This is a genomic window from Streptomyces sp. NBC_00335, from assembly GCF_036127095.1.
Classification (GTDB): Bacteria; Actinomycetota; Actinomycetes; order Streptomycetales; family Streptomycetaceae; genus Streptomyces.
Genome location: NZ_CP108007.1, coordinates 198,359 through 214,099 on the forward strand (window position 1 = coordinate 198,359; position 15,741 = coordinate 214,099).

A 15,741-nucleotide genomic window follows, 5' to 3' on the forward strand; every position below is an offset into this window, starting at 1 on the left:
AGGGGCGGCACATGAGAATCACGCTTTCCGAGCGCGGCACTCCCGACTGGCTGGTCGCCGCGGACCTGGCCCAGAAGGTGTTCGCCAAGCAGTACCAGGCCAGCATCTCTCCCGACCCGGACAGCTTCCTCGCCTTCTTCGAGGACTCCGAGGACGGCACCGAGGAAGCCCTCGCCTGCGCGGGCCTGTCCTTCCCCGAGGGGGAGGGGAGCAGCATCCTGCTGGAGCGCTATCTCGACGGTCCCGTCGAGGACGTCATCGCCGCCTCCGTCGAGGCGCCGGTCAAGCGCTCCCAGGTCATGCAGGTCGGCAACATCTCCTCGATCCGGGTGACCGCCGGCGCCGAGATCATCAAGGCGATCCCGCTGGTCATGGCCTGCCTCGGCCGGCCCTACGCGGTGATGACGATGACCCACCGGCTCGCCGCCCTGATGAAGCGTCTCGGCGTGGTCTTCCACCCCCTCGCCGACGCCTCGCCCGACCGCCTCACCACCGAGGAGGCGGCCACCTGGGGCTCGTACTACGAAACCCGGCCGATGGTCGGGTACGCCATAGCCGCCGAACAGAGCACGCTGCTGCTCGCCGCGATCGGCCGCTACTGCTTCGAGACGATCGACATGCGGTTCGTCAGCAACCGCCCGGAGGCGAAGGTGCTGACCCGTGCCGCGTGACACGCCCCGGGTGTCCCTCGCCGGGCGACTGCTGGAACAGGCGGACAGCGAAGCCGTGATGGTGCGGGTGCTCGCCGCCGACGGGACCGCCGACGGAACCGCCGGCGGTTCCGCCGGGACGGCCGCCGCCTGGAGCTACCGCGAGATCATCGGCGCGGCCCTCGTCCTCGCCGGCCGCCTGGGGCGGTGGGCCGGGGAGCACGGCCGCCCCGCCCGGGTGGGCCTGCTCGCCGAGAACTCCCCCGAGTGGGTCGTCGCCGACCTCGCCGTCCTGTTCTGCGGGGCCGTGGAGATCCCGGTCCCCACCGCCTTCACCGCCGAGCAGGCGGCCTCCCTCCTGGAGAGCGCCGACCTCTGCCTCGTCGACGACGGCGGCGCCCGCGCACTGGAGCGCTGGACGGGGAGCACCGCGACCGCCGTCCTGCCGGCCGGCTGCCCCGTGACCCCCGTCGGCCTTCCGGAGCTGATGGCCGCGGCGCCCGCAGCGGCGCCCCGCCCGGAGGTCCCCGCCGGGGACGCGGTCGTCAAGGTCATCCACACCTCCGGCACCACCTCGGCCCCCAAGGGCGTACGGATCCGCCGGCACGGCCTGGACGAACTGCTGACCTCGCTGCGGGCACGGATCCGCCCCGCCGACTTCGAGCGCTACCTCTCGGTCGTGCCGCTGAGCCTGCTCATCGAGCAGGTCGCCGGGCTCTACATGCCCTTCCTCACGGGCGGGTCGGTGTCCTTCCTGCCGCCCGGCACCGCGCTGGTCGGCACCGCCGCCGACGCCGGCCCCCGGATGCTCACCCTGCTGCGCCAGGCCCGGCCCACCGCCCTGGTCGTACCGCCCACGGTCGCCGCCCTGTTCCTCGCGCTGTGCGAGGAGCGGCCCGAGGAGAACGTGCGGGAGCGGCACCAGCGGATCTTCGGCCACGACGGCCCGGTCTTCATCGCCTGCGGCGGAGCCCCCGTGCCCGCAGAGGTCCTGCGGCGCCTGGACGCGTACGGACTCACCGTCCACGAGGGCTACGGGCTCAGCGAGAACTCCTCGGTGGTCTCGTGGAACTTCCCCGGCGAGGTCCGGTTCGGCACCGTGGGCCGCCCGCTGGACCACGTACGGGCCGAACTGGCCGAGGACGGCGAACTGCTGATCCACAGCACCTCGCTGTTCGCCGGGTACACCCGGGAGGACCCCTCCAGCGTCGTCGTGGACGCACAGGGGCGGCTGCACACCGGCGACCTCGCCGAGATCGACGAGGACGGCTACCTGCGGATCACCGGCCGCAAGAAGAGCATGGTGATCACGGCGAGCGGGCGCAACGTCTCCCCGGAGTGGGTCGAGTCCCGCTACCGCGAACTCGGCTTCGTCCGCGAGGCGGCGGTCGTCGCCGACGGGCTCGAACAGGTCCACGGCCTCTTCGTCGTCGACGCCGGCCTGGACCAGGCCACCGCACGGCGCCGCATCGACGAGTTCGGCCGCGAGCGCCTCTCCGGCATCGAACGCGCCGCCGTCATCCACCTCATGCCCGAGGACGATCCCGGGTACGCCACCTGCTTCACCGTCACCGGCCGCCCCCGGCGCGACGTCGTACGGGCCCACGTACTGCAACGGCACCACGAGCCGCGCCGCGACGAGGCACACCACCACGAGAAGAACCTGGAGAAGGCATGACCCCCGCGCTCACGACGACCGCCGTCAGAACCACCCCCTACGGCACCGGCACCGGACTGCTCGTGGAACCCGTCGAGGGCGGAAGCCTCGCGGACATCGACCCGAAGGTCCTGCGCGACCTGCTGGCGGAGGCGGGCTTCCTGCTGCTCCGGGGCTTCACGTCCGACATGGCCGCCTTCACCTCGCTGGTGCAGGCCACCTCCACCTCGACCACCCTGGACCCCGCCCGCGACTTCTACTCCGAGGTCGCGCAGAAGGTGGACGCCGGCTTCGACGAGGTCGGCCTGCACACCGAGAACGGCAACAGCCCCTTCCGCTCCCACCTCGCCTGGTTCTTCTGCGAGAAGGCCGCCTCCTCCGGCTCCCAGACCACCGTCTGCGACGGCTACCGCGTCTGGGACGCCTTCAGCCCCGCCGCGCGCGAGGCCTTCGCCGCGCAGGACATCGTCTACAGCCGCTACGTGGCCGAGGCGCAGTGGCGGGCCATGGCCCACCACCTGCTCGGCGGGACCACGCCCGCGGGGGAGATCGACGTGCGCGAACTCGTCGCGCTCGGCGACCGGACGCCCGGCACCAGGATCGTGGCCCAGGAGGACGGCGGAGTCCGCTACTCCTTCCGCACCCCCGCGGCCGGCCCCACCGTCTTCGCCGCACGGCGCTCCTTCGCCAACAGCATCCTGGGCCCCTCCTTCAACTACGAGAAGCCGAAGATCACCTTCGCCGACGGCACCGAGCTGTCCGCGCGGCTGCTGGCCGAGGTCGAGTCGGTGACGGCCCGGCTGACGGAGAACCTCGACTGGCAGGACGGCGACGCCGCCCTCATCGACAACACCCGGGTCATGCACGGACGCCGTGCCATCACCGACCCGAACCGCACGATCTTCAACGCCCTCAGCTACATCGAGACCTCCGCCGCCTGACCGTCCGGACCGTCCGGACCGTCCGGACCGATGATGGGAGAAACATCCGATGGCACGCTCCGGAGACACCCTGCACCTCGGGGACGACCGGCTCACCTTCCTGGCCACGGCGGCCGACACGGACGGCGCCTACCTGGAAGTGGAAGTGGACTACGCGAGCGCCGCCCACATGCCGCCCGCGCACTACCACCCGAAGCAGACCGAGCTCTTCCGCGTCCAGAGCGGGCAGATCAGCGTCCGGCTGGACGGCACCCTGCACACGTACGGCGCGGGGGAGGAGTTCCACATCCCGCCGAACGTGGCCCACTCGATGTGGAACGGCGGCCCCGGGCGGACCCGGATGACCTGGCGCGTCACCCCCGCCTACCGGACCGAGCAGCTCTTCGAAACCCTGTGGGGGCTGGCCGGCGAAGGCAGGCTGCGCCCCGACGGCACCCCCTTCCTGCAGATGCCGCTGCTCGCCCTGGGCTTCCGCGACGAGTACCGGGCCGTCACCGGCCGCCCCCACGCCGTCGACATGGCCCTGTCCACCCTGCTCGCGCCGGTCGGCCTGGCCTGCGGCTACCGCCCCAGCTACCGTCCGCCGCAGCGCGCCGACCGGAGCGGCGCCGCTGCCTGACCAACCCCCTGCTTCCGCCCGTACGTCCACCCGCACGAACCGATATTCGAGCGGTACGCGAGGGCGCGCCGAGGTGTGCCTCCTAGCGTCAGCCGCATCAGTAGACGGTCACTGCGTGGAGGAATCGAAATGGCCATGGAGCACGAGTTCATCCTGCCCGGTGCGGACCTTCCGGCGCCCGACGCCGACCTGCGCAAGAAGCGCGAGGCGGTCATCCTGGAGCACACGGTCGCCGAGATCGCCTGGGACATCGACGGTGTGCTCGCCACGTTCCCGCGCGGTGGCATCTACCGCATCCAGGCCTTCGAGGAGGGCCCGCTGATCGGCGCGGAAGCCATCAAGAAGGGCTACTTCGCCGAGCTCCAGGCCGCCTTCCCCAACCTGGAGCACGAGCTGCACCACGTGCACCACACCCCCACCGCGGTGATCCTCGAAGCGCAGGCGCGCGGCAAGCAGGAGGCGGACTGGCGGGGCATACCCAACCTCGGCAAGTCCATCGACGCCCCGGTCGCCGTCTTCTTCCACTTCGACGGCGACGTGCTGATCGACGAGACCCTCTACTTCGACATCGCCACCTTCCAGCGCCAGCTCGGCTGACCCGGTACCCCCTTCGCGCTGATGCGGGGCCCCGTGCCGACACCGGTGCGGGGCCCCGCAGCGTTGAGCGGGCCCGACCGGAACTCAAGTTGAACTTGAGGTTCCGTCCGTAGCGTCATGAGCGCCGGCTCGGCATGTGTCACCCTCCAGAAAGGAAGCTCTGAATGAGCGCCGTCAACTCCCCAGCCTCGGGCGGTGGAACCAAGAAGGTGGCCTTATGGGCCATCCTCACCACCAGTGTCGCCTCCTTCATGGCGGGGCTCGATCAGCTAGTGATCATCACGGCGCTGCCGACCATCAAGGACAAACTCGGCGGCAGCCTCTCTGATCTGGAATGGACGGTCAACGCCTACACGCTGTCCTTCGCGGTGCTGATGATGTTCGGCGCCGCACTGGGTGACCGCTTCGGCCGGCGCAAGGTCTTCGTCCTCGGCCTGCTGCTGTTCACGGCCGCCTCGGCCGCCGGGGCGCTCGCCCCGGGCATCAACGAACTGATCGCGGCGCGCGCCGTCCAGGGCGCGGGCGCGGCGATGATCATGCCGCTGTCGGTGACCCTGCTGACCGCCGCCGTACCCGCGGAGAAGCGCGGCGCGGCCCTCGGCATCTGGGGCGCCGTCAACGGACTCTCGGTCGCCGCCGGCCCGCTCGTCGGCGGAGCCATCGTCGAGCACCTCTCCTGGCAGTGGATCTTCTGGCTGAACGTCCCGATCGGTCTGATCCTCGCGCCGGTCTCGCTGCGCATGCTGGCGGAGAGCAAGATCTCCGGCTCCCGCCTCGACGTCGTCGGCACCGTCCTGGGCGGCATCGGCCTGTTCGGCATCGTCCTCGGCATCGTCAAGGGCAACATCGACGGCTGGACCTCGCCGCTGGTGCTCGGCTCACTGATCGGCGGAGCCGTCGTCATGGTCCTGTTCGTCCTCTGGGAGAACCACACCGAGCACCCGATGGTGCCGATGCGGCTGTTCCGGATCAAGGCGTTCACCGCGATCAACCTGGCCGGCACCCTGATGTCGGTCGGCATGTTCGGCGCGATCTTCCTGATGACCCAGTTCTTCCAGAGCATCCAGGGCTACAGCGCCATGGAGACCGGCGTCCGGCTGCTCGCCTGGACCGCCATGCCCATGGTCGTCGCCCCGCTCGGCGGCCTGGTCTCCGACCGCATCGGCGGCAAGCCGGTGGTCACCCTCGGCCTCGCGATGATGACGGTCGGCATGGTCTGGTGGGCCTTCGTCCTCGACCCGGGCGTCTCCTACGTCGCCCAGCTGCCCTCCCTGATGATCTGTGGCGCGGGCATGGCCCTGTTCTACGCGCCGCTGATGAACCTGACGATGGCTTCGGTCAAGGAGCACGAGCAGGGCATCGCCTCGGGCGTCACCGCCGCCACCCGTGAGGTCGGCGCGGCGCTCGGTGTGGCCCTGCTGGCCTCGATCTTCAGCGCCAACGGCGGGTACGCCTCGGCCCAGAACTTCGTCGACGGCCTCGTCCCCGCCATGTGGGTCGGCGCCGCGGCCGTGGCCGCCGCCACCGTGTCCATGCTGATCGCCCCGGGCCGCAAGGCGGCCGGCCCGCCGGTGGCCCAGTCCGGGTCCCCGTCCCAGTCCGGGTCCCAGACAGAGGCGCCGTCCGAGCCGAAGTCCGCTCCCGAGCCGGCCGCGGTGCGCTGAGGCCGCAGCCCCGTACGGACACCGACGGCCTCCGCGCCCGCGCGCGGAGGCCGTCGCCATGTCCGCTCCGGCCCGCTCCAGCCCGTTCCGAGCGGTGCCGGAGCCGGCCGTCGCAGACTCTGACCCGGCCCGCAGTCCACGACTCACGACAACGAACCGAGGAATCATGCCCATTGAGGAGATGAAGATCCAGGACGCCTTCCGGATCACGCCGTCGCCACTGGCGGACAACCGGGGCAGGTTCTTCGAGGCCTGGCGCATCGGCGAACTGACCGAGCTGACCGGCCAGCCGTTCACCGTCCGGCAGGTCAACTTCTCGGTCTCCCGGCGCAATACGCTCCGCGGGATCCACGGCACGACGCTGCCGCCCGGCCAGGCGAAGCTGGTGACCTGCGTACGGGGCGCCGCCCTGGACGTGGTCGTGGACCTCAGGGTCGGCTCGCCCACCTTCGGGATGTTCGACACCACCCTTCAGGAGGCCGACTCGGGCATCGGCGTCTACCTCGCGGACGGCCTCGGGCACGCGTTCCTCGCCCTCACCGAGGACACCTGCATGAACTACCTCTGCTCCGAGGAGTACGTGCCCGGCACGATGGTGGACATCCAGGCGCTCGACCCGGAGATCGGCATACCGTGGAACGGCTCGGAGCCGTACATCAGGTCCGAGAAGGACGCCGCCGCGCCGGGCCTCTCGCAGGCCGTCGCCCTCGGACTGCTCCCGACCTACCAGCAGGCCGTGGCCTCCTACGGGGACGCCCACGCGAACCGCCCCGCCCGCTGATCCGGACGCACGGGAACGCGGCGGGCGATGTGCGTGCCCGCCGCGTCTTCGTGTGCCCGCCGCCCGTCCGGTCAGGACAGGGCGGCCCGCTCCTGCAGCGGTTCCCACCAGGCGCGGTTGTCCCGGTACCAGGCGAAGGTCTCCGCGAGCCCCTCGGCGAAGTCCCTGCGCGGCCGGTAGCCCAGTTCGGCCGAGATCTTCGAGCAGTCCACCGAGTAGCGCAGGTCGTGCCCCAGCCGGTCTTCCACGTGCTCGACGCTGTCCCAGCCGGCGCCGGCCAGGTCCAGGAGCAGCGTGGTCAGCTCCTTGTTGCTCAGCTCCGTGCCGCCGCCGATGTTGTACACCTCGCCCGGCCGGCCGCCGGTGCGCACCAGTTCCAGGCCCTGGACGTGGTCGTCGATGTGCAGCCAGTCCCGGACGTTGAGCCCCTCCCCGTACAGCGGGACGCTCAGCCCGTCGAGGAGCCGGGTGGCGAACAGCGGGATGACCTTCTCGGGGAAGTGGTGGTGCCCGTAGTTGTTCGAGCAGCGCGTGACCCGCACGTCCAGGCCGTGCGTGCGGTGGTAGGACAGGGCGATGAGGTCGGAGGAGGCCTTGGAGGCCGCGTACGGGGAGTTGGGCTTCAGCGGGTCGGTCTCCGGCCAGGAGCCCTCGGACACCGAGCCGTACACCTCGTCCGTGGAGACGTGCAGGAAGCGGGCGCTGCCGCCCGGGCGGCGCAGCGCCGCGTCCAGCAGGGTCTGGGTGCCCAGGACGTTCGTGGTGATGAACTCGCCGGCGCCGAGGATGGAGCGGTCCACGTGGGACTCCGCCGCGAAGTGCACGACCTGGTCGTGGCCGGCGACCAGCTCCCGCACCAGCTCCGCGTCGCAGATGTCGCCCCGCACGAAGCGGAAGCCGGGGTGCCCGCGGACCGGGTCGAGGTTGGCGGGGTTGCCCGCGTAGGTGAGCTTGTCCAGCACCGTGATCTCCACGTCGCCCGGCCCCTGGGGGCCCAGCAGGGTGCGGACGTAGTGGGAGCCGATGAACCCGGCTCCGCCGGTCACCAGGATGCGTGTCGTGGTCATCAGGTTCCTTTCGTGGATACCCCCGGCTTTGGCCGCGGGAGGAAACGAAACCCCTGCGGAGCAGGGTATTGGGCTGCGATTCGCCGTCAGGGCGGATCGCAGTGATCTGACCCGCAGGTTTGGGTTCTCACTGATAGCCCCGCTAGTTTGTGAGCGTGACCGTGGGCCATGTGAAGCGGGCGTTCAAGTACCGCTTCCATCCGACCGATGCGCAGGCAGCCGAGCTGTCGCGCACGTTCGGGTGCGTGCGGAAGGTCTACAACCTGGCGCTCGAAGCCCGCACTTGGTCGTGGGCGCGGCAGGAGCGGGTCAACTACAACCAGACCTCGGCGATGCTGACGGTGTGGAAGAAGACCGAGGAACTGGCCTATCTGTCCGAGGTCTCCTCGGTCCCCCTCCAGCAGGCGCTTCGGCACTTGCAGGTGGCGTTCACCCACTTCTTCGGCAAGCGGGCAAAGTACCCGCGCTTCAAGAGCCGTAAAAAGTCCCGCAGGTCCGCCGAATACACCACCAGCGCGTTCCGCTACCGGGACGGGAAGCTGACCTTGGCGAAGCTGTCCGAACCGCTGGACATCGTGTGGTCTCGGGCGTTGCCGGAGGGCGTGAGCCCGTCGACGGTGACCGTGTCGCAGGACGCGGCCGGCCGGTGGTTCGTCTCGATGCTGTGCGACGACCCGAGCGTGAAGCCACTGCCCGTCACGGATGCGGCGGTCGGGATCGACGTCGGCCTAAATCACCTTCTCACCCTGTCCACCGGGGAGAAGATCGCCAACCCGAGGCATGAGCGCCGCGACCGCGCCGCGCTGGCCAAGGCTCAGAGCCGCCTGTCGAAGAAGGCCAAGGGCGACGGTGCGAACCGGGCCAAAGCCCGCAGGAAGGTCGCGAAGATCCATGCTCGGATCACCGACCGGCGCAGAGACAACTTGCACAAGCTGACCACTCGACTCGTGCGTGAGAACCAAACGCTCGTGATCGAGGACCTGACCGTGCGCAACATGGTCAAAAACCGGAGCCTGGCCCGTGCTATCAGCGATGCGGCGTGGTCGGAGTTCCGGAGCATGCTGGAGTACAAGGCGCAGTGGTACGGCCGTGAGGTGATCGCGGTCGACCGCTGGTTCCCGTCCTCCAAGCTGTGCTCGAACTGCGGCACTCTCGCCGAGAGGATGCCTCTCAACGTCCGTGAGTGGACGTGCGACTGCGGCGCCACCCACGATCGTGACGTGAACGCAGCGAAGAACCTTCTGGCCGCCGGACTGGCGGTTACAGCCTGTGGAGCTGGTGTAAGACCTCAACGGAGAACTCCGGGCGGGCAGTCGGCGGCGAAGCAGGAAACCCCACGGCGCGAGCCGTAGGAATCCCCCTCCTTCAGGAGGGGGAAAAGTCAAGAGGATATCTGCACCTTGCTGTGGTCTCCGAGGACGAGCCGGTGGGCGGCGGGCACCGGCGGGGCGGGGGTCACCTCCGCGTGGCGTCCGATGATCGAGGCCTCCACGCGGCTGACGCCGCGCACCGAGGCCCCGTCCAGGACGATGGAGAACTCGATCTCGCTGTCGACGATCCGGCAGTCGCGGGAGATGGACGTGAACGGGCCGATGTAGGAGCCCGAGACCACCGCGCCCTGCCCGATCACCACGGGACCCACGATGCGCGATCCGCTCACCCGGGCGCCCTCGTCGATCTGGACCCGCCCGATGATCTCGCTCTCCTCGTCGACCTCGCCGCGGGTGTGCGGTTCGGCGAGTTCGAGGACGGAGCGGTTGACCTCCAGCATGTCGGCGACGTTCCCGGTGTCCTTCCAGTAGCCGGAGATCGTCGTGGAGCGGACGTCCTCGTGTGCGTCGATCAGCCACTGCAGCGCGTGGGTGATCTCCAGCTCGCCGCGCCAGGAGGGCTCGATGGCGCGTACGGCCCGGTGGACGGCGCCGGTGAACAGGTAGACGCCGACGAGGGCGAGATTGCTCTTGGGGAACTCCGGCTTCTCCTCCAGGCCCACCACCCGGCCGTCGGGGCCCAGTTCGGCCACCCCGAAGGCCTTCGGGTCCGAGACCTCGGTGAGCAGGATCTGCGCGGCCGGCCGTTCCGCCTGGAAGGCCTCGACGAGGTCGCGGATGCCGCCGACGATGAAGTTGTCCCCGAGGTACATGACGAAGTCGTCGTCGGCGAGGAAGTCACGGGCGATCACCACGGCATGGGCCAGGCCGAGGGGCGCCGACTGCGGGATATAGGTGACCTGGAGCCCGAACTTCGACCCGTCGCCGACGGCTTCCCTGATCTCCTCGGCGGTGTCCCCGACAATGATCCCGACCTCGGTGATGCCGGCGTCGGCTATCGCCTCCAGGCCGTAGAAGAGCACCGGCTTGTTGGCCACGGGAACGAGCTGCTTGGCGGACGTGTGGGTGAGGGGGCGCAGGCGGGTTCCGGCCCCGCCGGAGAGCACGAGAGCTTTCATGGCACCGAAGGCTAGGAGCGGGCACTTGAGCCGGGGTGGGGGACCGCCCGTGCAGGTCTCCCGCGCGGGCGCCGATGAGTTTTCCCGGTCCGGCAGGTCTCACCATCGTCGACCGACACCACAGGAGGAACACGTGGCCCAGCTGCTGAGAGTCCAGAACTTCAATGTCTCAAGTGACGGGATCGGTGCCGGCGAGGACCAGACCCTCGAAAGGCCGTTCGGGCACGTCGATCCCGAGAGACTGTTCTCCTGGGCCGGCGCCACGGCGAGCTGGCCCATGCGCACCGAGCCCGGGGGCAGCCGGGGCCTCGACGACTACCTGACGCGGGACTACGCCCGCAACATCGGCGCCGAGATCATGGGCCGCAACAAGTTCGGGCCCCAGCGCGGGCCCTGGCTCGACCACACGTGGCAGGGCTGGTGGGGCGACGAGCCCCCGTTCCACACCCCGGTGTTCGTCCTGACCCACCACGAGCGTCCTTCGCTCACGCTGTCCGACACCACGTTCCACTTCGTCGACGCCGACCCCGCCACGGTCCTACGCCGGGCCCGGGAGGCGGCGCAGGGCAAGGACGTCCGGCTCGGCGGCGGGGCCACCACCATCCGGCAGTTCCTCGACGCCGACCTCGTCGACACCCTGCACGTGACGGTCTCACCGGTGAAGCTCGGGTCCGGAGTCCGGCTGTGGGAATCCCCCGACGAACTGCTCGACCGGTTCCACCTGGACGTCGTTCCCAGCCCGAGCGGGGTGACCCACCACCTCTTCTGGCGCAGATGACCGCCTAGGGGGTGTCTTGGGCCAGGCGTCCTCCAGAACGGCTCGACCGGGGTTGAGGATCCTCGGACCACCGACGCCAGAGCCCGAGAGAGGCACACCGATATGTCTGACAACCACCGCGAACTCATCCAGCGCTTCGTGGACATGATCAACAGTCACGACGTGAGCACGATGGCCGAGCACACCGCTCCCGGACACATCGACCACAACCCGATCGTCGCGGACGGCATCGAGGCCAACACGGCCTTCTTCCAGCAGATCTTCGACGCCTTCCCGGACGTCAAGATCCTCGTGCACGACCTGATCGTGGCAGACGACCGGATCGTCGGCCGCTTCGAGTACTCGGGCACCCACCAGGGCGTCTTCTTCGGCATACCGGCCACCGGCCGCACCCTGACCTTCCAGACGATCGACATCTGGCGCGTCGAGGACGGCCTGCTGGCCGAGCACTGGGACCAGCTCGACGTGGCGGGGATGTTCCACCAGCTCGGCGCCGACTTCTACGCGGGCCAGGGGGAGTAGCGCCCCCCAGGCAGGTGACGGGCCGATGGGCCGGTGTACGCGGTGGAGCTCACCGCGCGCACCGGCCCATCGGCCGTCCTGTCGTCCCGTCGTCCTGACGTCCCGCCGTCCCGCCGTCCCGTCGTCCCGCCGTCAGAACGAGGCGGCGCGCTCCACCTCGTCCACGAGCCGGGCGTGGGCCAAGATCGCCTCCGTGTGCGGGGTGAAGTCCTCCCCGCACAGCACGGCCCGGGCGAACACGCCGGCGATGTTCGTGAAGTGCCGGTCCGCCCGGAGCGGCGTCTCCGTGACGGTGCCGCCCCGCTCGACCCGGAGCACGGGGGTGAGTTCGTCGGGCGTGCTGAAGGCGCGCTCCAGCCGCAGCCGTCCCTCGCTGCCCCAGAGCCCGTAGCCGCTGCGGTAGCCGTGCTCGACCCCGTACGCGAGCTGGGCCGCCACCCCCGACGGCGAGACGAGCAGCGCGCTGCCCGCGGGCTGTGGACCGTAGGGGCTGTCCGGGCGCACCTGCGCCCCCGCCACCCGCAGTCCGTCACCGAGGAAGAGACCGGCCGCGCGGATCGGGTACGCCGCGACCTCCGGCAGGGTGCTCGCGCGCCGCGGGAGGCCGCCGGGCCCCGCGTCGGGGCGCAGCGGGATGCCGAACTCCGAGCTGAAGAGCCGGACCTCGCCGATCAGGCCCTCCGCCACCAGCCGGCGTACCTCCGCGTGCTGGGAGTGGTGGAGGAACATGAAGTTCTCCATCAGCAGCAGGCCGCTCTCCCGGGCGAAGGACACGGCTTTTTGCGCGTCGGCCAGGCTGGTGGCGAACGGCTTCTCGCACAGCACGTGCTTCCCGGCGGCCAGCGCCCGCAGGGTCCACTCCACGTGCAGTTCGGGCGGCAGCGGCACGTACACCGCGTCCACGTCGTCCCGCTCCAGCAGCCGCTCGTACCCGGCCACGGCGGCGCCGCCGAACCGCTCGGTGAACTGCCGCGCCCGCTCGATCCGGCGGCTGGCCACGGCCGTCACCTCGACGAGCGGCTGCTCCAGCATCGAGGGCAGCATGCGGCGCTCCGCGATGTCCGCGCACCCCAGCACGCCGATCCGCAGCCGGCCGGCCTTCGGCTCCGTACCGCTTCCGGTCCCGCTCACAGGCCGTGCTCCCCGTCCAGCGCGCGGGTCGCGCGCAGGCTGGTCAGCAGTGTCCTGGCCTCGATGTTGAGGTAGTTGCTGTGCCGCAGCAGGCCCGCGAGCTGTCCCGGGGTCACCCAGAGGAAGTCATCGGGAACGTCGAGGGGGAACTCGTCCCCCACTTCGACGAGGACGTAGCGGTTGCCCGCGTGGTGGAAGCGGCCGCCCTCCTCGGACTGCACCGTGTCGTACAGCAGCCGGCCCTGACCCCGCAGGACCAGTTCCAGGTAGCGCGGCCGCTGCTCCGGGGGCAGGGTCAGCGCCCGGGCCGGCTGGCACTGGACGGTCGGGCCCAGCTCCGCCACGTCCAGTACGCCCGCCTCGGACCTGGCCTGTGCCAGCAGGTGCGTCACCCCGCCGATCCGGCGCACCAGGAAGGCGGCGAGCCCCTGTTCGGCGGGGGCGATCAGCGGCTGGGTCCAGCTCTTCACCTCGCGGTTCGCGGCCCGCACGGAGGCGGCGATGACGCTGAAGTGGTGTCCCGTCTCGTGCTCGATCGCGTGGTCCGTGCGCTTCCACCGCTGTACGTCCGACAGCGGCATGGTGGTCTGCACCAGCTCGCGGAGCGCCTTGATCTCGGTGAGCCGGTTCAGCAGGTGCTCCGTGCTGTGCAGCGCGGGGCCCTCGCCGGCGGAGGAGGGGATCAGCGAGAGCACCGTGCGGGCGTCCATGTTGACCACGTTGGACTCGTTCAGCAGCTGGTGGATCTGGCCCAGCGTCAGCCACACGAAGTCCTCGTGCGGCGGCACGTCTCCGATGGCCTCCACGACCATGTTCCGGTTGCGCTTGCGCAGGAACCAGGAGCCCTGTTCGGACTGGAGCGAGTCGTAGAGGACCCGCGAGCCCACCCGCGGCGGCCGGAAGTACTCGATGTAGTTGACGGCCGCGCCCTTGTGCACGCCGGTGTAGTTGCTGCGCGTGGCCTGCACCGTGGGGGACAGCTGGACCGTCTCGATGTTCCCGGGCTCCATCTTGGCCTGCATCAGGCAGTGCAGGACGCCGTCGAACTCCTTGACGACGATGCCCAGGATGCCGATCTCGGGCTGGTTGATGATCGGCTGCGACCAGGACGCGCCGTATCCGTTCCACTCCGTCCGCACGTCCAGTCCCACGACGGAGAAGAACCGGCCGCTGTCGTGGACGAGGTTCCCCGTGGAGTCCTCGAAGTGCCAGCCGACCAGCTCGGAGAAGGGGATGCGCCGCACGTCGTAGCGGTTGGTGCGCCGCTGCTCGGCGAACCACGCGCGGAACACCGGGTTGGGCGTCACCGCGCTGTCGAGGGTCTGGGCCGACAGCGCGAACCGTCGCCCGAGACTCGGAACGAGGCCCGCGGGCACCGTCTGGGCTGTGATCATCAATGGCTCCTTCGCCTTGTTCCGCATGCCCAGGGGCAGGCGGCCGCATCGCGAGGATGGGGGAGCTCGATCGCCCGCCACTGGAGCGAGCCTCGACAGTGAATCGATCGATGATAAATTTTCTAGCAGCACTAGACATGCGTCGGGGGCGTCCCTACGCTGAGGCCTCATGAGAATCCTCTTTGCCAGCGTGGGCAATTTCGGGCACGTCTTCCCCTTGCTTCCTTTGGCGAGGGCCGCACGGGCAGCCGGCCACCAGGTCGCGTTCGCCACGGGAGAGCAGTTCCACCAGACCCTGCAGGGCGCCGGGTTCGAGCCGGTGACGGCAGGCCGTTCCGTACCCGAGGCGTTCATCGAAGCAGCGGGCGGTCAAGCCTTCCTCGAACAGCACGGTGGCGAAGTAGGAGCTCAGGACGTTCCGGCGTCGGTCCTCGCGGACCTGCACATCAAGGTGTTCGGCTCCGTCCTGCCCCGCTGGATCGCCGCCGACCTGGCCGCGGCCTTCGCCACCTACCGCCCCGACCTGGTGGTCCACGAGGTGCTCAACCCGGGCGCCGGATTCGCCGCGCGGCTCGCCGGCATCCCCGCCCTCGCGCACGACGTGGGCCTGCTCGCGCAGGACCACGAGGCCGGCCGGCTCCGGCAGGAGATCCTCGCCACCGCGGCCGACCTGGGCGTCGAGGTGCCCGCCGACCGGGTCAGCACCCTGGGGAACACCGTCATCGACATCTGCCCGCCCTCCATCCAGGACCGGAGCTTCCTGGAGTCCGGCCAGCCGCGCATCGAGCTGCGCCCCGTTCCGTACGTGGAGCAGGGCGAGATCCCGGGCGGACTGGGCGCCTCCCGCGACCCGTTCGTGTACCTCACGCTGGGCACCGCGCTGGGCTCCGCCGACAACCTGCGCACCGTGATCGACGGGCTCCGCCCGCTGGGCCTCCCGGTGCTGGTGGCCACCGGGTTCCGGATCCAGCGTGCCGAGCTGGGCGAACTGCCCGACAACGTGATCGCCGCGCCGTGGGTGCCGCAGTCCGAGGTGCTGGCCCGCGCGTCGCTGGTGGTCCAGCACGGCGGCAGCGGCACGACCCTGGCCACGCTCGCGGCCGGAGTGCCCCAGCTGATCGTCCCGCAGGGCGCGGACGGCCCGGCCAACGGCCAGGCCCTGCAGGCCGCCGGCGCCGGCGAGGTCGTCTTCGGCCTCTCGGCCGACGCCGTGACGGACGGCGCCCGCCGCATCCTGGCCGACGAGAGCTACCGGGACGCGTCCCGCAAGGTCGCGGCGGAGATCGCCGCGATGCCCTCCCCGGAGGAGGTCGCCGCCCGCCTCCCCGACTTCGCCGCCTGACGAGCTTCCCGGACCGGCCCCCAACCCCTGCTCCACGCCGGTCCGCAGGCGACAGAGAACTCCCGGACGTCCCACCCCCGTCGTCCGGGCCCATGGCATCCGGTGCGCGCGGATCCTCCCCCGGTCATGCGCGCACCGGATGTACCGTG

General features: G+C 70.4%; 15 protein-coding genes. 11 read left to right on the plus strand and 4 right to left on the minus strand.

Annotated elements, in window-relative coordinates:
• Positions 1 to 11: 11 nt before the first annotated feature.
• From OHA37_RS40340 to OHA37_RS40370, 7 genes are all read left to right on the plus strand, one after another.
• On the plus strand, positions 12 to 671 hold the full coding sequence (locus tag OHA37_RS40340; protein WP_266914485.1) for a thermostable hemolysin: 660 nt from the start codon (positions 12 to 14) through the stop codon (positions 669 to 671).
• Positions 661 to 2,328 carry an AMP-binding protein gene (locus OHA37_RS40345; protein WP_266914487.1) on the plus strand — a complete coding sequence of 556 codons (1,668 nt, stop codon included), beginning with the start codon at positions 661 to 663 and terminating at the stop codon, positions 2,326 to 2,328. The genes OHA37_RS40340 and OHA37_RS40345 overlap by 11 nt, the downstream gene beginning before the upstream one ends.
• Complete coding sequence (locus tag OHA37_RS40350) at positions 2,325 to 3,248, plus strand: TauD/TfdA family dioxygenase (protein WP_266914489.1); 924 nt, start codon at positions 2,325 to 2,327, stop codon at positions 3,246 to 3,248. Before OHA37_RS40345 ends, OHA37_RS40350 begins: the two co-directional genes overlap by 4 nt.
• A gap of 49 nt (positions 3,249 to 3,297) precedes the next feature.
• Positions 3,298 to 3,867, plus strand: coding sequence for a cupin domain-containing protein (locus OHA37_RS40355; RefSeq protein WP_266914491.1), 570 nt, complete (start codon positions 3,298 to 3,300; stop codon positions 3,865 to 3,867).
• 129 nt (positions 3,868 to 3,996) lie between these two features.
• Positions 3,997 to 4,464: an ester cyclase gene (locus OHA37_RS40360; protein ID WP_266914493.1), complete on the plus strand. Its 468-nt coding sequence runs from the start codon at positions 3,997 to 3,999 to the stop codon at positions 4,462 to 4,464.
• Positions 4,465 to 4,628: 164 nt separating this feature from the next.
• Positions 4,629 to 6,128: a DHA2 family efflux MFS transporter permease subunit gene (locus OHA37_RS40365; RefSeq protein WP_266914495.1), complete on the plus strand. Its 1,500-nt coding sequence runs from the start codon at positions 4,629 to 4,631 to the stop codon at positions 6,126 to 6,128.
• Positions 6,129 to 6,294: 166 nt separating this feature from the next.
• Positions 6,295 to 6,909 carry a dTDP-4-dehydrorhamnose 3,5-epimerase family protein gene (locus OHA37_RS40370; protein WP_266914497.1) on the plus strand — a complete coding sequence of 205 codons (615 nt, stop codon included), beginning with the start codon at positions 6,295 to 6,297 and terminating at the stop codon, positions 6,907 to 6,909.
• 71 nt (positions 6,910 to 6,980) lie between these two features.
• On the opposite strand, the gene rfbB is transcribed toward OHA37_RS40370, so the two are convergent.
• Positions 6,981 to 7,976, minus strand: coding sequence for a dTDP-glucose 4,6-dehydratase (gene rfbB / locus OHA37_RS40375; RefSeq protein ID WP_266914500.1), 996 nt, complete (start codon positions 7,974 to 7,976; stop codon positions 6,981 to 6,983).
• Positions 7,977 to 8,131: 155 nt separating this feature from the next.
• Between rfbB and OHA37_RS40380 the strand changes: the two genes are divergently transcribed.
• Positions 8,132 to 9,328 (plus strand): RNA-guided endonuclease InsQ/TnpB family protein, encoded by a 1,197-nt coding sequence (locus OHA37_RS40380; RefSeq protein WP_328694622.1) that lies wholly within the window; start codon positions 8,132 to 8,134, stop codon positions 9,326 to 9,328.
• Positions 9,329 to 9,357: 29 nt separating this feature from the next.
• Here OHA37_RS40380 and OHA37_RS40385 read toward each other — a convergent pair whose 3' ends face one another.
• On the minus strand, positions 9,358 to 10,425 hold the full coding sequence (locus tag OHA37_RS40385) for a glucose-1-phosphate thymidylyltransferase (RefSeq protein WP_266914504.1): 1,068 nt from the start codon (positions 10,423 to 10,425) through the stop codon (positions 9,358 to 9,360).
• 133 nt (positions 10,426 to 10,558) lie between these two features.
• On the opposite strand from OHA37_RS40385, the gene OHA37_RS40390 reads away from it, so the two are divergent.
• Together OHA37_RS40390 and OHA37_RS40395 are read left to right on the plus strand one after the other, a co-directional pair.
• Positions 10,559 to 11,203: a dihydrofolate reductase family protein gene (locus OHA37_RS40390; protein ID WP_266914506.1), complete on the plus strand. Its 645-nt coding sequence runs from the start codon at positions 10,559 to 10,561 to the stop codon at positions 11,201 to 11,203.
• A gap of 102 nt (positions 11,204 to 11,305) precedes the next feature.
• Entirely contained in the window at positions 11,306 to 11,725 is a 420-nt protein-coding gene (locus OHA37_RS40395) for an ester cyclase (protein WP_266914508.1), read from the plus strand.
• A gap of 132 nt (positions 11,726 to 11,857) precedes the next feature.
• On the opposite strand, the gene OHA37_RS40400 is transcribed toward OHA37_RS40395, so the two are convergent.
• A complete protein-coding gene (locus OHA37_RS40400) occupies positions 11,858 to 12,856 on the minus strand; it encodes a Gfo/Idh/MocA family protein (RefSeq protein WP_266914510.1) in 999 nt (332 codons plus the stop codon).
• A complete protein-coding gene (locus OHA37_RS40405) occupies positions 12,853 to 14,250 on the minus strand; it encodes an NDP-hexose 2,3-dehydratase family protein (protein ID WP_266914512.1) in 1,398 nt (465 codons plus the stop codon). Before OHA37_RS40405 ends, OHA37_RS40400 begins: the two co-directional genes overlap by 4 nt.
• Before the next feature lie 169 nt (positions 14,251 to 14,419).
• On the opposite strand from OHA37_RS40405, the gene OHA37_RS40410 reads away from it, so the two are divergent.
• On the plus strand, positions 14,420 to 15,592 hold the full coding sequence (locus OHA37_RS40410) for a glycosyltransferase (RefSeq protein ID WP_266914514.1): 1,173 nt from the start codon (positions 14,420 to 14,422) through the stop codon (positions 15,590 to 15,592).
• Positions 15,593 to 15,741: the final 149 nt, after the last annotated feature.

What these genes read in the sequence shown, in the direction of transcription:
- OHA37_RS40410 (WP_266914514.1), top strand. Translation starts at nt 14,420, where the DNA reads ATGAGAATCCTCTTTGCCAGCGTGGGCAATTTCGGGCACGTCTTCCCC.
- OHA37_RS40355 (WP_266914491.1), top strand. Translation starts at nt 3,298, where the DNA reads ATGGCACGCTCCGGAGACACCCTGCACCTCGGGGACGACCGGCTCACC.
- OHA37_RS40365 (WP_266914495.1), top strand. Translation starts at nt 4,629, where the DNA reads ATGAGCGCCGTCAACTCCCCAGCCTCGGGCGGTGGAACCAAGAAGGTG.
- OHA37_RS40385 (WP_266914504.1), bottom strand. Translation starts at nt 10,425, where the DNA reads ATGAAAGCTCTCGTGCTCTCCGGCGGGGCCGGAACCCGCCTGCGCCCC.
- rfbB (WP_266914500.1), bottom strand. Translation starts at nt 7,976, where the DNA reads ATGACCACGACACGCATCCTGGTGACCGGCGGAGCCGGGTTCATCGGC.
- OHA37_RS40370 (WP_266914497.1), top strand. Translation starts at nt 6,295, where the DNA reads ATGCCCATTGAGGAGATGAAGATCCAGGACGCCTTCCGGATCACGCCG.
- OHA37_RS40350 (WP_266914489.1), top strand. Translation starts at nt 2,325, where the DNA reads ATGACCCCCGCGCTCACGACGACCGCCGTCAGAACCACCCCCTACGGC.
- OHA37_RS40405 (WP_266914512.1), bottom strand. Translation starts at nt 14,250, where the DNA reads ATGATCACAGCCCAGACGGTGCCCGCGGGCCTCGTTCCGAGTCTCGGG.
- OHA37_RS40340 (WP_266914485.1), top strand. Translation starts at nt 12, where the DNA reads ATGAGAATCACGCTTTCCGAGCGCGGCACTCCCGACTGGCTGGTCGCC.
- OHA37_RS40395 (WP_266914508.1), top strand. Translation starts at nt 11,306, where the DNA reads ATGTCTGACAACCACCGCGAACTCATCCAGCGCTTCGTGGACATGATC.
- OHA37_RS40360 (WP_266914493.1), top strand. Translation starts at nt 3,997, where the DNA reads ATGGCCATGGAGCACGAGTTCATCCTGCCCGGTGCGGACCTTCCGGCG.